Below are 13522 nucleotides of genomic sequence, written 5' to 3'. Positions count from 1 at the left end.
CAGGGCTTTTTTGTTACTGTGTGATATCTCTTGTGGATAACTTATTATTTATAAGGTGGGGGCTAGAAAAAATATAAATTTGACAAGCGATAACATGATTGATATTCTACTCCTCAGCCAGAAAAGCACTGCTTATGGTCAGTAAAAAGTATGATAAAGTGTGATACTTCGACTATGGGTAGGATATGGCGAAAGTGAACTCATCTTAAGGCAAATTTGCTTTAGGAAAAATAAATAGCTGAAATCATCAAAAATTCCCGAAAAAGTGAGGGCAGACCTAGACCAAACGAGGTTTCTCGTATTCTGGAGGGAATTTAACAATCTAGATTGCTAAAGTGTTAACGTTTTGTGTTAGCTTTTTTGTCTGTATTAAAATTTAACAATGAGAGAGGTTTTATGAGATTAAGAACTAAAAAGTGGGTGGTATGCCTGCTTGCAACAATGCTGATGATACCCGCATCGCTTTATACAGGAATTTTAACCGCCAAACCGGCCATGGCAGCCGCACCGGAAAAAATTATTGGTGTTTCTGGTGTTACTGCTTTTCCGTCAGCTGAGTGGCATACTTACACCAACGCTTATGGAAAAGAACTTTACACTGATGGTAGTGTGGTAGGCGCATACGTAGAAGCGGATGATGCCTTGGATAATTCAGTCGATCTGCCGGGAATTTATAAAATTGAAGCAGAGTGGAGAGTGTGGAATAATCACACGCACCAAGCTACTTATGAAATATCACAAGGCGCAGGTGCAACTGAGATTATTCCAAGTATTGACCAAACAAAAAAGGCTGATAAGACCAGCACAGATAATGGTAAGCTATCGGGCTATTATTCTCTAAATGATGATTATCATTTCTATGGAAAGAGTGATGTTAATATCAAGCTGTTAGGAAAAAATTCTGATGATGGCAACAACTCGTTTGTGAACTTCAAGGTGACATTTGTTTCTGAAGATACTGCCCCAACTGCTCCCGTGATGACATCGCCGGCAGATAGCTCGTATGTTAAGAGCCAAAATCCAGAATTTGTATGGCAACCATCGACGGATTCGGATAATGACGCCATTACTTATGAATTATTCGTGTATAAAGTTGGTGATAGTGCCGCCAAGATTCACAAAACCGGCTTAACTTCTACAAGTTTTCAGAGCACAAATCCACATAAATTATCCGACGGCCAGTATTACTGGTATGTCATAGCTTCTGATGGCGAAAAGGATTCAAAAATGGCCGGAATTTCGTCATTCACCGTCGACACCGTGGTTCCAACAGCGATTACGGATTTGGCCGGCAATGTAGTGAAGAATGAAGTTGATCTTGCATGGAGTGATTCGACCGACGCAAATGGCATTGCCGGGTACAATGTTTATAGAATTTTAAGCACTGAAGTCCCAAGCCCAACCGATGTTTCTCTTAACTTGGCATTGATTACGGATGCGAAATATACAGATATGCCAGGTAATGGCGATTTTATCTATTACGTAAAAGCTTTCGACAATGCTGGGAATGAGTCGGCGATTTCGAATGTAATTAATGCGCATGTAGACTATTTGCCTACTCCTGTTGTTGCGGCTACTCCGGGTGATGGAAAGAGTATAAATGTTTCCTTCAACGGGGTCGGTGGCGGTGTTACTTCATACGAAATTTATGTGAACGGAATTATTTCCAAAACCATTTCGGTTGCTGCTGATGATAAAGGTAATGCTTACAAGGAAAATGTGTCAGTTGCTTCTTATGGTGATTATTCCGTCAAGGTTGTTGCTAAGAGCGCGACTGAAACCTCAAGCTCTGAAGTTGTTTCTGTCAAATTAACTGCACCAGTTCCGGTCGTTGGGCCAAGTGTAACCACCAGTAATGCCACGGCTGTTTCTTTCACAGCTCCTGCTACAGCCCAAGCTGCTACAGCGGCTCCTTCTGGTGAAGAGCAATCCGATCTTGACCAAAATGGGCAGATAAAAGCCGCTGAGGATACCAGTAATGATTCGGAAGATAATAAAATCAACTGGACCCCGTGGATCATACTCTTCATCTTGATTCTGTTGGCTGGTGCGGCCACGGGCGGATATTTTTACTGGTTTGGCGGCGATAGCGAAGGAACTGCGGCAACGGCTGTAGTTAAAGAAAAGAAAATTGTGGCGGCTCCAGTAAAGAAAGACTCAGCCAAAAAAGTAGCGCCAAAAAATAATAAAAAATCCAGAAGATGGTAATTTACGCATAGGCATTCAAAAAAGAAGCTCCGTGAACACGGAGCTTCTTTTAGTCTTGGATAAACTTTGTTGTATAATAATATTATGGAACGGAAAGGTTTTTTTGCCAGAACCAAAGACAGGATAGAATCAATTTTGCCGATGACATTCAGCAATTTGCTGATTTTTGCTTTTATTTTATACCTTTTGTTCGTCGTAGGACGTAGTATCTGGGTAAATTATGAATCGAATAAACAAGTCGAAGGGGAAAGGCAAAGGGTCGCGAAATTACAATCAGATGTTGAGATGTTGCAAATGGAAATAGCATATTACAAGACCCAGTCGTTTAAAGAAAAGGAGGCGCGGGCAAAATTGGGTTATATGGCACCCGGGGAAAAAGTGATTGTGTTACCCAAAGACACCCCGGAGGATCAAGTTGCTGATCTGGGCAGAACCGAGAAGACGATAAAAACACCTAATTATAGGCTTTGGATAAAATATTTTTTTAATTGAACTCAACTATTGACAGGTATATATTGCCGGGCATATATTTAGCTCATGAAAAACAAATTGTCTTTGCAATTTGGAATGTTTGTGCTCATTGGTTTTTAATGTTAGCTTAACATAAGGCCACTTTGGGGGTGGTCGATGCCTTATGAATAATTTCAAAATTATGAAAGAAGGAGTTATTATGTTAAGAATTGTAAAAAGTCTATCAGTGATCGCAATTGTTGCTGCCCTTGCAATTGGGGCAACATCGGCAGTGTTTACGAGCCAAGCGTCAGTTAATGGGAATTCGTTTGCGACAGGCACTTTGAAAATACAAATTAACAAAGAGGCTGGTCTACCATTCTCGGTTTCTAACATGAAGCCTGGTGATACAACAAATAAATATATGGACGTCATGAATATCGGGACGTTGCCAGCATATTATTTTGTCCACGTAGATACAACAATGGACAACGCTCTTTATGATGCTCTAACAGTTGAGATGAGAAATAATGATTCATCGGGTGCTTTAATTTATTCAGGTTCCCTGGATGGTATTACTGGTTCCGCAAATAGGATAAACTCAAGTGCTTTTGCTTTCAATCCAATGCCTGCTGGTTGGTCACAAAGAATTTGGGTCAAGGTCACTCTTCCGCTTGCAACTGGTGATAGTGTCCAAGGTCTTGCAACTGGATTCAATATAGTTATGGATGCTCAAAGCAGTCTGTAGGTTTAAAAACCTTAAGGGCCGCTTTATGAAAGCGGCCTAACTGGGTTTTAAAGCAGAAAAAAATTAATATGACTAATGTAAAAAAGGTAGATTACTGGAAGATCATTACTTGGATTGTATTTGCAATCGTAATTTTGTTTGCAGTCGCAGCGATTTTGGCAAAATTATCTATTGGGGGTGTCAGATTTTTAACCGTCCAGTCTGGATCAATGGAACCAGCAATCAAAACGGGTAGTTTGATAATAACGAAGTCTGAAAATAATTATTACGTTAATGATATTATTACTTATAAAAGTATTGAAAAGCCCAACGAAAAGATAACTCATAGAATTGTTGAACTATCTACCGACAATGGTACGGTAAAATACCGGACCAAAGGGGATGCAAATAGTGTTCCGGACGAATTCTATGTCCTGCAAGATAATGTAGTTGGAAAAGTGGTTTTGAAGGTTCCGTATATTGGTTATCCCATCGGCTTTTCCAGGACAGTTCCAGGATTAATTATAATCATAATTGTTCCAGCAACGATTATCGTATATGATGAGATATCCAAGATTAAGAAAGAAATTGCCGATCGCAAAAAGGCGAAAAAGGCGACCGTAAAGACGACTAAGAACAAAGGGGAATGACATGTTAAAAATTATTAAAAGCGCGTTCATTATTTCCGCAGTAATGTGTTTGGCAAGTTTTGCCACAAACGCAGTTTTTACAGATCAAGTTGAAGTTTCAGATAATACTTTTCAAACCGGAACCTGGGAAACACCGTCGCCAGATAGAGTCGTAATTAACGAAGTCTACTATGATGTTGATGCTCTCCACGGTGACGAGGGAAAAAATGAATGGATCGAATTGTACAATCCAAATGATGTCGAAATTAACATAAAAGGTTGGTCTATCTCAGACAACTACTATACTAAAACCATCAATCCGGATGTGAGTATTCCGGCTCATGGTTTCGTTTTGTTGTCACATGATAACAATACTTGGCAGCTTTGGGGCAACCCAAGCGGGGACAATATAGTGACAATCAACCTTGGCGGGAATACTGATTGGCTTAGCAATGCCGGAGATAGAATAATCTTAAATAACCCTTCTGGGACTACTGTCGATCAAATGAATTATGGTACAGATACCGCTGTATGGAACCCAGCATGTCCCGATGTTACCGCTGGTCATTCGTTGTCGAGAAGTTCTCTTGGGTTTGATTCGGATCTTGCTTCAGATTTTATTGATTTAACAACACCGACGCCAGGAGCATGATGAAGAGCTTCCTAAAACAAAATTTAATCTTGTGTCTGTTGGTAGCCTCGCTAATAGTTGGCCTGATCTCAACTTTTGTTTTTGCCTATAGAGTGAACGCTGCAGAAGTAAATGCGGGCGTGTTGAAAATTACCTATGATGGGACTGGCCCACTTTTTAACGAAACCAACATTGCGCCAGGATTTGAAACGGTCAAGACGGTAACTGTTGAAAATACTGGGAACGTCGCACATTCTTTCTCAATCGCCACTGATGGTCCACTCGGATCTCTTGCCAATATGTTGAGGCTGGAACCAAGAGTATATGGGGTTCCTGTTTGGAATAAGACGATTGCTGATATCGCAAAAAGTCCCCAAAGTAATGTGATAGTCGGTTCTATAGCCCCAGGGAGCTCTGTCAATATTGATTTCATTGCTATTTTGCCCGCTGGGGTTGGAAATGATTACCAAGGGACTTTGACTTCATCATTTAACTTCGTAGTGGGTAACGAGAGCACAGACCAATCTGAATCTACAAATAACTTTGACCAATTTAACAACCAAAATTTTAGTACTGGCAATCAGTTGGCGGAAATCACACCAGTTGAAAACATCCAGGCATCAACAAATCCGAATGGGAATTTTGTGCAAGATGAGTCGGAGGATGGGGAAGCGCTGGGAGCAGAAACAAGCTCGCTGATCTATTGCTATTGGTGGTGGATTTTGTTTATCGTTTACGCTTTATTTCTAATTGTATATGGCTATTTTAATTATCGTGCAAATGGGTTCGTGTTCGGATGGGTTTGGCCGATTTTTGGCGGCGTGGTATTGTACTTAGTCCATTGGATTTTGCATGATTATTACAATCCGGTCAAATGGTGCCAATATTTTGTTTGGCTCGAACTTGCCGAGCTTGTAATATATTATATTCTTCTTTATTTGATCTCGAGTCGTAAAGAATCTGACTAGGTTGGGTTCGATCCGATCTTCTTAACAAATAAAATAACGATTCTTGCGAATCGCCATATTATTTGCTGGTAGCAGGGGTGGGGATCGAACCCACGACCTCGGGCTTATGAGTCCCACGCTCTAACCATCTGAGCTACCCTGCCGCTAGTTATTAGTTTATAGTTTCTAGTTAAAAAATTCTAGCCACTAGTATCTAGCAACTAGAAACTTTTAAATTTGGTCGCGGGGGTTGGATTTGAACCAACGACCTCATGGTTATGAGCCATGCGAGCTACCGGGCTGCTCCACCCCGCAGAATATTACTTAAAAAGTATATAAAATTTTGTTCGAAAAGTCAATCCAATTGCTTGAAAAATGGGGCAACGTATTAAAACCCTCACGATCGTGAGGGTTTTAATACGTTCATTAAAGAGTAAATACCAAATACAAAAACAATTAGTCAGACATTTTCTATGGATATGAACGTAATTTTGTGCTAGAATTTTGAGGCGTTGGGAGCTAAAATATGCCAAAAATCTCACAAAAAAATTTAATTATCAAGGTGTACAAAAACATCATTGCTGAGAGGTTGATAGGGGAAGGCGACACGGTAATTGTTGCCTTGTCCGGCGGACCAGATTCTGTCTGCCTTTTTGATATTCTCGCAATTCTACGCTCGAAATTAAAAAATAATTTAAAAGCATGCCATTTCAATCATAAGTTGAGGGGAGCGGCGAGCGAGAGAGACAAGAAATTTGTCCAAAAACTATGCCAAAAATATGGCGTAGAACTCATTGAAGCTGACTGGAACAATAAACCAAAAAATAAAAAAGCCAGCGAAGAAGAAGCGAGGAATGCCCGCTATGAGTTCTTCGAAAAAATTTTAAAAACCGAAAGGGGAGAGGCCAAAATCGCTCTTGCACATAATTCAAATGACCTTGCCGAAACCCTGGTACAGAGATTAATCAGAGGTACCGGTTTAAAGGGGCTTAAATCTATCCCCTCTCAGCGTGAAAATTTTATCCGTCCCCTACTCAAATTTTCACGCACAGATATTTTGGAATACCTTAAATTAAAAAATATCAAGTACAGGACAGATAAATCAAATTTTAACTTGGATTTTCTGCGAAATAAAATTCGCCACAGAATCCTTCCACAGCTTAAAAAAATCAACCCCAATGTTATTGAAGCACTAGGAAGCACGTCGCGGGCTATCGAGGACGATTATGATTTCCTTGAGTCTGTGACAGAAGATAAACTTAGGCAGATCATTGAAAAAAGGGGTAATAGTGAAATTGTGCTTAATTATAAAAAATGGGCAACTCTCAGCCCGTCGCTTTCACGACTTACCCTTCGCCTGTCTGTCGAGTACCTTGGTGGCGGTGAAGATATTAACTATTCTCATATTGAAAACGTGCGAACGCTACTATATAAAAAAGAGGGACGGAAAAGTTTGCCTCTCCCCCATCATTTACAGGTTAGCCTTGAGCGTGGTAAAATCATTGTATTGAAGACTAAGAATTGAAGACTAAGGAGCTTAATGAATCAGAAATCTGGAAACCGTGCAGTATATTGGATCATTATTATATTTATAGCAGCGGTTCTTGTCGGAAGTTATTATGCCAGCCGGCCAAAAACACCAACTCAGGTTGATATCTCGCAGATTGCGAAACAGGTCCAGGATGGCCAAATCGACCAAGTTACGGTGAAAGATAATCAGGTTACCGCTAACGTTAAGGGCGAAGGTACCGAGCAGGCATACAAGGAAAATGGCGTTGGCTTGAATGAATATGGTATTACATCCGACAAGGTCAATATCAAAGTTGTAGACACAAGCTCATCTGTTGCCTGGTCGTCGATATTTCTATATACCCTCTTGCCTTTGATTTTGATCGCCGCATTTTTTTGGTGGATGCTTCGTTCCGCCCAGGGGCAAAATATGAAGGCGATGAGTTTCGGTAAATCTGGAGCCCGTCTTTCACTGGGGCGCAAAACTACATTTAATGATGTCGCCGGGCTGTTGGAACCGAAGCAGGAACTTCGCGAAGTAGTCGAGTTTTTGAAGTCACCAAAAAAGTTTCGCGATTTGGGCGCAGAAATTCCACGAGGAGTCCTTCTTGTGGGGCCTCCTGGTACCGGTAAGACCTTGCTTGCAAAGGCGGTTGCTGGTGAGGCAGGTGTTCCTTTCTTCTCAATTTCCGCATCTGAATTTGTCGAGATGTTTGTTGGTGTTGGTGCGTCCCGAGTGCGCGATCTTTTCGCTAAAGCGAAAAGGAGCGCACCGGCAATCGTCTTTATTGATGAAATGGATGCAATCGGCCGCCAGCGCGGGTCTGGGCTCGGTGGAAGCCACGATGAACGTGAGCAGACATTAAACCAAATTTTGGTTGAAATGGACGGCTTTGATACCGGTGATAACGTCATCGTCATGGCTGCTACAAACAGGCCAGATGTACTTGATCCAGCACTTCTTCGTCCGGGCCGCTTCGACAGGCACATTACTATCGATCTTCCAGACAGAAGCGAACGTGAACAAATTTTAAAAATTCATACTCGAAATAAGCCAATCGAAAAAAATGTTAATCTTTCAAGAATTGCCGCCACAACCGCCGGTTTCTCTGGGGCTGATCTTAAAAATTTAGCAAATGAGGGAGCTATTTTAGCAGCTCGGGCTGGCCGCAAGACCATAACCCAAGAAAACATGGAAGAGGCAATCGAGAAAGTGATGATGGGCCCAGAGCGAAAAAGCAAGAAGATGTCTGACCATGAAAAGAAAATTACCGCTATCCATGAGTCAGGCCATGCTGTTGTTAGCCATATTTTGCCAAATGCCGATCCGGTTCACAAAATCTCGATAGTTTCTCGCGGCATGGCTCTAGGATATACTTGGAATTTGCCGACAGAAGACCGCAGGCTCGAAGCCAAAGATTATTTTGAGGACGAAATTGCTTCACTTCTTGCGGGCCGCGTTGCCGAAGAAGAATTTTTCGGTTCAAATAAAATAACAACTGGAGCACAAAACGACCTGAAACGAGCAACTCTTCTTGCGCGCAAGATGGTTGTTGAATTTGGAATGTCTGAAAAATTAGGTCCACAGACTTATGGCCACAAGGAAGAAATGCCGTTTTTGGGGAAAGAACTTGCCGAGCAGCGCAATTATAGCGAAAATATTGCCGCCGTAATCGACCAAGAAGTTTCCAGATTTATCGATGAAGGCAGAAAAAAAGCCAAGAAAATTATTGATACCCATAAATCAATCATTGAAAAATTGGCTGACGAACTGATAAAGAAAGAAACAATTAACGAAGAAGATTTTCTCAAATATTTTAAGGCGAAAACATAGTAGAAAGTATGATCTGGTATGATAAAACGATTCTCTAATTTTTTCCACTCGGAAAATAGCGTTCGCATGGCCAGTGCAATTTTGCTTATTACACTGACTATCAGCAATGTGCTAGGAATGTTGCGCGACCATTTTTTGGCAAGTTATATTCCGACTTCACAACTCGATATCTATTTTGCAGCATTTCGTATACCTGATCTTATTTTCAATTTTCTTATCTTAGGCGCTATAACATCAGCATTTATTCCGGTTTTTTGCGATTTTATCAGCAACAATAAAATGGAAGAAGGCTGGAAAGTTACGAGTATCCTTCTAAATATTGCAGCTGTAATAATGATTTTTGCCGCTATTGTTTTATTCTTCCTGATGCCATATCTTACTCCACTGGTTGTTCCGGATTTTTCTTTCGAAAAAATGCAAAAAACTACAGAGCTTGCTCGGATTTTGATGTTAACTCCGATTTTTTTCTCTGCTTCATACATATTTTCCGGAGTACTTAATTCGTTTAATCGTTTCGTTGCCTATTCATTTGCCCCACTTGTGTATAACCTCTCTATTATCTTGGGCACGTTTATTTTGGGAAGGAATATTGGAATCATCGGGGTAGTTTACTTTGTTATAATTGGCGCAGTTCTTCATATGCTGATTCAGCTACCATCATTGTTTAAACTTGGTTTCAAATACACTTTTTCTTTCGATTATAAAAATGCGTCGATTAAAAAAATTATCCGGCTAATGCTGCCGCGAACTATTGGTATGGGAGTAAATCAACTGATGCTTTTAGTATATACTGCGATTGGCTCGGCGTTGGCGATCGGTTCAATTTCTGCATTTAATTTTGCAAATAATATCCAGACGATGCCGGTGGTAGTGCTGGGCACATCTTTTGCAACCGCAGTATTTCCAACACTAACAACAGCATTTACAAAAAATGAAACCGACAAATTTGTTTTTTATTTGAATCGGACGATCAGGACAGTTTCATATCTTCTTATCCCGACTTCTGTTGCCTTCATTCTACTCAGGGCTCAGATCATTCGTCTTATCCTCGGATCGGGTAGTTTTGGTTGGAGCGACACAAAGGCAACCGCCCTTGCGCTTGGGTATTTCTCTCTTTCTCTTCTTGCCCAAGGGCTTATTCCTCTTTTGGCAAGAGCTTTTTATGCCATGAAAAATTCAAAAACTCCCATGTACATCTCTATAATCACGGTAGCTGTAAGCATAGCAATTGCTTATCCCCTGGCTCAAAAAATGGGAGTAGCTGGGCTAGCGCTTTCTTTTACAATCGGAAGCTATATTAATTTAATTCTCCTGTATGTTCTTCTAGTGGCAAAATATCGAGGGATGTTATCTAATAAAGTAATTAATTCAGTCATAAAAATCGTTATCATTTCTGCTATTACTGGTTTTATTGCGCGAGAAGGCATGCTATATTTTGCCAATTTGGTGAATATGAATAAATTTATCGGGGTATTGGAACAAACATTGCTTACACTAGCTCTCGGTTTTGTTATTTTTGTGGCTCTTTCCTACGTTTTAAAACTCGAAGAAATTTCATGGGCACTAAAGCGGAAAATAAATGGAAAAGAAATTGAAGGGGAACCAGTCCAATAATAATGGCCGAAAAATCGACGGGATAAATTTAGGACGGGATACACATATTTTTCGTCCGGAAGTAAATGCTGACAAAGGATCTGCAAACAAGGATTTTAGCAATTTTTATAATGAACTCGACCGCAAGCGAAAAAGTAAAAAGCCGTTTGTTGCATTTATGCTTATTATTTTCACTGGATTATTTGTTCTGATGGTTTATGGGCTATGGAATTTGCGAGGATCTCTTTCCCGGCAAGGTATTGTTTCGGATGGAAAAAATACAGATCAGTATCTTACTGACCAGGTGGTAAAAGAGTTGAGTGACAAAACAAGCGGCGAAAGTGTGAGTATTCCGATAACAGAATCTGAGCTTGCGAATTTTATGGGTGTGGGTACGGCTGACTTTCCCCTTAAAAAATCGTCTCTTGAAATCAAGAATGACGGCGTCTATATTTCCGGAAGAACTAGCGATAGTTTTTTTTCGTTCCCTATAACAATAGTCGCGATTCCTAAAGCTGAAAATGGCAAATTAAAAATTGAACTTTCAAAGGCTTCTTCTGGAGTTGCTGTTTTGCCTCAATCGATTAAAGATGCTTTAAATAAATATTTTGACGATCAAATTTCCACTTATACTTCAGATATCGGGCGCATTGAAGTTAAAGAAGTCGTGCTCAAGCCCCATGAAATAGATCTGCTTGGGACGGCATTATGAAAGAAAAAACTGCCTTTCTTTTTTCAGATTTGCATGCATCAAATAAAGGGCTCGAAAAAATCAAACAAGCAGTTTTGGGCGAGAAAGCAGATCTGCTTCTTTTTACTGGCGATATCGTGAACATGGGCGAACCGATTTGGTACGCCGAAAAATTTATCAAAATGATTGACGAGCTCGAAATTCCTCTCTTCTGGGTACCGGGAAATAATGATTTTGGCCGCGCATACTATAAAGTGTCTGCAAAATATAAAACACTTGAGGGGAAAATTGTGGAAATGTTTGGCCGGACTTTTACGGGAGTTGGCGGCTCCCCTGCTTCGTGGTCGGGACAATACGAAGGAGAGCGAAGCGTAGACAAAAAAGCCATTGCCGGATCAATTTTTCTCTCGCATGTTCCGCCGCCGGGAATTATTAATTTATCAAAATTTGATGACCCCAGAATGATGCCGGAACGAAAATTCTCCGATGCACCTCTTGTCCACATTTGTGGCCATGTGCACTGGAAATGGGGCGTCGGCTATCTGGGCCAAACAAAAGTTATCAAACTCGCCTCCTCCGAAACCGGCCATTATGCTATATTGAATTTAGAAAATCTGAAAGTGGAATTTAAGGAGTTAAAATGAAAATTACTATTGCCGGCAGTATGGTCTTTGCCAAAGATATCTTGAGAATCAAAAATGACTTGGAGAAAACCGGGCATTCTGTTTTAACGACTGATGACATCGATCATTATGTAAGAGACAATTCGATCAAAAACAATTTTGAAGAAGAACTGCGCCTCTCGAAAGAATATGACATAATAAGAAGCTTTTTTAATAAAATCGCTGAGAGTGATGCAATGCTTATTGTCAACAATGAGAAAAAAGGGATAAGCGGATATCTTGGAACGAATGTAATTATGGAAATTGGCGTGGCCTATTTCCTAAAAAAGAAAATTTTTCTGCTTAATCCAATCGACAAAAACCAACCTTACACACTCGAAATCGCGATGATCAATCCGCTGATAATTAACGGAGACTTAAGTAAAATTAAGTAATAATATGGGTATACCGGTAGAATTCGCGCCGGATATGGCGCTTCGCAATATTAGCGAATACAAAAACGGAAACAGAAAAAAGGAAGAATGTATTCCGGAAAAATTGGAAATCGGAGAGATTTATCCATTTTTGAAGTCAGATCAGAAGAATTATTGGCTTTACGGTAAAGTACCTCTCGTTGAAACCAAGGGTAAGGGAGTTTTATCTCCCCCGTTAGCTGGTGTGCAAATCCTGGAAGCTACACATTATTTAGATGACGGAAACATTTTCACAAGAGGGAAATACAAAGTTCTGGAACTCTTGGACGGGCAGAATATTTCCTATGATTATTTCAATAGAATTGGTTTTGACGAATAGGAGCATATGAAATTTGGAATGCACATTTCTACACGTGAACCATTCTCTGATGCGATTGATCGCGGGGTTGAAGCTCACTGCGAATGCATGCAGATTTTTGCCAATGCGCCACAGCGCTGGAATCCCCTTGTTATTCCGGAGCATCAAGTTGCGGGCTTTGTGGAGAAAAATAAAAAAGCGAAAATCGATCCGGTAATGATTCATGGTATATATCTTATTAACCTTGCAACAAATAATCCATTCTTTTACGAAGCATCTATAAAATCGTTAATTGACGATATGAAAAAGGCCAAAGCACTTCACGCTATCGGCACAAATTTTCATGTTGGTTCGACCAAAGGAAGGAAGCTTTCTGAGGTGATGGACAAAATTGTGCTGGCAATCAAAAATATCCTTGCTGCTTCCCCGGAGGGACCTTTCCTAATATTGGAAAATTCTGCCGGTGCGGGAGACATTATTGGCGATAAATTTTCTGAACTTGGGGAAATTATCAAAAAAGTCGATTCCGACAGAGTCAAAGTTACGCTTGATACAGCTCATGCATTCGGTTCGGGGTACAATGTTGCGACTAAAGGCGGGCTCGATGATACTCTTGCTGAATTTGACAAAGAAATTGGCCTTGACCGATTGATCTGTTTGCATCTTAATGATTCAGCAGTGCCATTTGCTTCTTGTCGTGATCGTCATGCAGATATTGGCGAAGGATACATCGGCATTAATGGATTTAAGGTTATAGTAAATCACCCCAAACTAAAAGAGCTGCCAGGAATTCTCGAAACTCCCAGCATAAAGGGCAAGGGTGATATAGATAATCTCAAAATTCTCCGCGAACTACTAGATTGATTTATTTATTGAAATAAATGTAAATGCATCCTAGTTATTAAATGT

Annotated in this window: 14 protein-coding genes and 2 tRNA genes; 14 read left to right on the top strand and 2 right to left on the bottom strand. The window is 40.4% G+C overall.

Annotated elements, in window-relative coordinates:
• Window positions 1–396 precede the first annotated feature (396 nt).
• From WC080_02480 to WC080_02455, 6 genes are all read left to right on the top strand, one after another.
• Entirely contained in the window at window positions 397–2208 is a 1812-nt protein-coding gene (locus WC080_02480; protein MFA7244127.1) for a hypothetical protein, read from the top strand.
• An 84-nt stretch (window positions 2209–2292) separates the two neighbouring features.
• On the top strand, window positions 2293–2700 hold the full coding sequence (locus WC080_02475) for a septum formation initiator family protein (protein ID MFA7244126.1): 408 nt from the start codon (window positions 2293–2295) through the stop codon (window positions 2698–2700).
• 178 nt (window positions 2701–2878) lie between these two features.
• Window positions 2879–3406: a TasA family protein gene (locus WC080_02470; protein ID MFA7244125.1), complete on the top strand. Its 528-nt coding sequence runs from the start codon at window positions 2879–2881 to the stop codon at window positions 3404–3406.
• Window positions 3407–3474: 68 nt separating this feature from the next.
• On the top strand, window positions 3475–4035 hold the full coding sequence (locus tag WC080_02465) for a signal peptidase I (protein ID MFA7244124.1): 561 nt from the start codon (window positions 3475–3477) through the stop codon (window positions 4033–4035).
• A 1-nt stretch (window position 4036) separates the two neighbouring features.
• Window positions 4037–4666 carry a lamin tail domain-containing protein gene (locus WC080_02460; GenBank protein MFA7244123.1) on the top strand — a complete coding sequence of 210 codons (630 nt, stop codon included), beginning with the start codon at window positions 4037–4039 and terminating at the stop codon, window positions 4664–4666.
• Complete coding sequence (locus WC080_02455) at window positions 4666–5613, top strand: hypothetical protein (GenBank protein ID MFA7244122.1); 948 nt, start codon at window positions 4666–4668, stop codon at window positions 5611–5613. The genes WC080_02460 and WC080_02455 overlap by 1 nt, the downstream gene beginning before the upstream one ends.
• A gap of 66 nt (window positions 5614–5679) precedes the next feature.
• Here WC080_02455 and WC080_02450 read toward each other — a convergent pair.
• Window positions 5680–5756 (bottom strand) — tRNA-Met (locus tag WC080_02450).
• A gap of 74 nt (window positions 5757–5830) precedes the next feature.
• Window positions 5831–5907: transfer RNA gene (locus WC080_02445), tRNA-Met, on the bottom strand.
• Between the two features lie 211 nt (window positions 5908–6118).
• On the opposite strand from WC080_02445, the gene tilS reads away from it, so the two are divergent.
• The 8 genes from tilS to WC080_02405 are packed head-to-tail and all read left to right on the top strand — an operon-like array spanning window position 6119 to window position 13477.
• Complete coding sequence (tilS, locus tag WC080_02440; protein MFA7244121.1) at window positions 6119–7117, top strand: tRNA lysidine(34) synthetase TilS; 999 nt, start codon at window positions 6119–6121, stop codon at window positions 7115–7117.
• Between the two features lie 15 nt (window positions 7118–7132).
• On the top strand, window positions 7133–8935 hold the full coding sequence (gene ftsH / locus WC080_02435; GenBank protein ID MFA7244120.1) for an ATP-dependent zinc metalloprotease FtsH: 1803 nt from the start codon (window positions 7133–7135) through the stop codon (window positions 8933–8935).
• An 18-nt stretch (window positions 8936–8953) separates the two neighbouring features.
• On the top strand, window positions 8954–10549 hold the full coding sequence (gene murJ, locus WC080_02430) for a murein biosynthesis integral membrane protein MurJ (protein ID MFA7244119.1): 1596 nt from the start codon (window positions 8954–8956) through the stop codon (window positions 10547–10549).
• On the top strand, window positions 10515–11240 hold the full coding sequence (locus tag WC080_02425) for a hypothetical protein (protein MFA7244118.1): 726 nt from the start codon (window positions 10515–10517) through the stop codon (window positions 11238–11240). Before murJ ends, WC080_02425 begins: the two co-directional genes overlap by 35 nt.
• Entirely contained in the window at window positions 11237–11863 is a 627-nt protein-coding gene (locus tag WC080_02420; protein MFA7244117.1) for a metallophosphoesterase, read from the top strand. Before WC080_02425 ends, WC080_02420 begins: the two co-directional genes overlap by 4 nt.
• Window positions 11860–12276: a hypothetical protein gene (locus tag WC080_02415; protein MFA7244116.1), complete on the top strand. Its 417-nt coding sequence runs from the start codon at window positions 11860–11862 to the stop codon at window positions 12274–12276. Before WC080_02420 ends, WC080_02415 begins: the two co-directional genes overlap by 4 nt.
• Before the next feature lie 4 nt (window positions 12277–12280).
• Entirely contained in the window at window positions 12281–12634 is a 354-nt protein-coding gene (locus WC080_02410; protein ID MFA7244115.1) for a hypothetical protein, read from the top strand.
• 6 nt (window positions 12635–12640) lie between these two features.
• Window positions 12641–13477: a deoxyribonuclease IV gene (locus WC080_02405; protein MFA7244114.1), complete on the top strand. Its 837-nt coding sequence runs from the start codon at window positions 12641–12643 to the stop codon at window positions 13475–13477.
• Window positions 13478–13522: the final 45 nt, after the last annotated feature.

It is taken from the genome of Patescibacteria group bacterium (assembly GCA_041674405.1).
Lineage (GTDB): Bacteria > Patescibacteriota > UBA1384 > XYA2-FULL-43-10 > XYA2-FULL-43-10 > JBAYVT01.
This window is presented reverse-complemented; position numbering and strand designations above follow the sequence as displayed.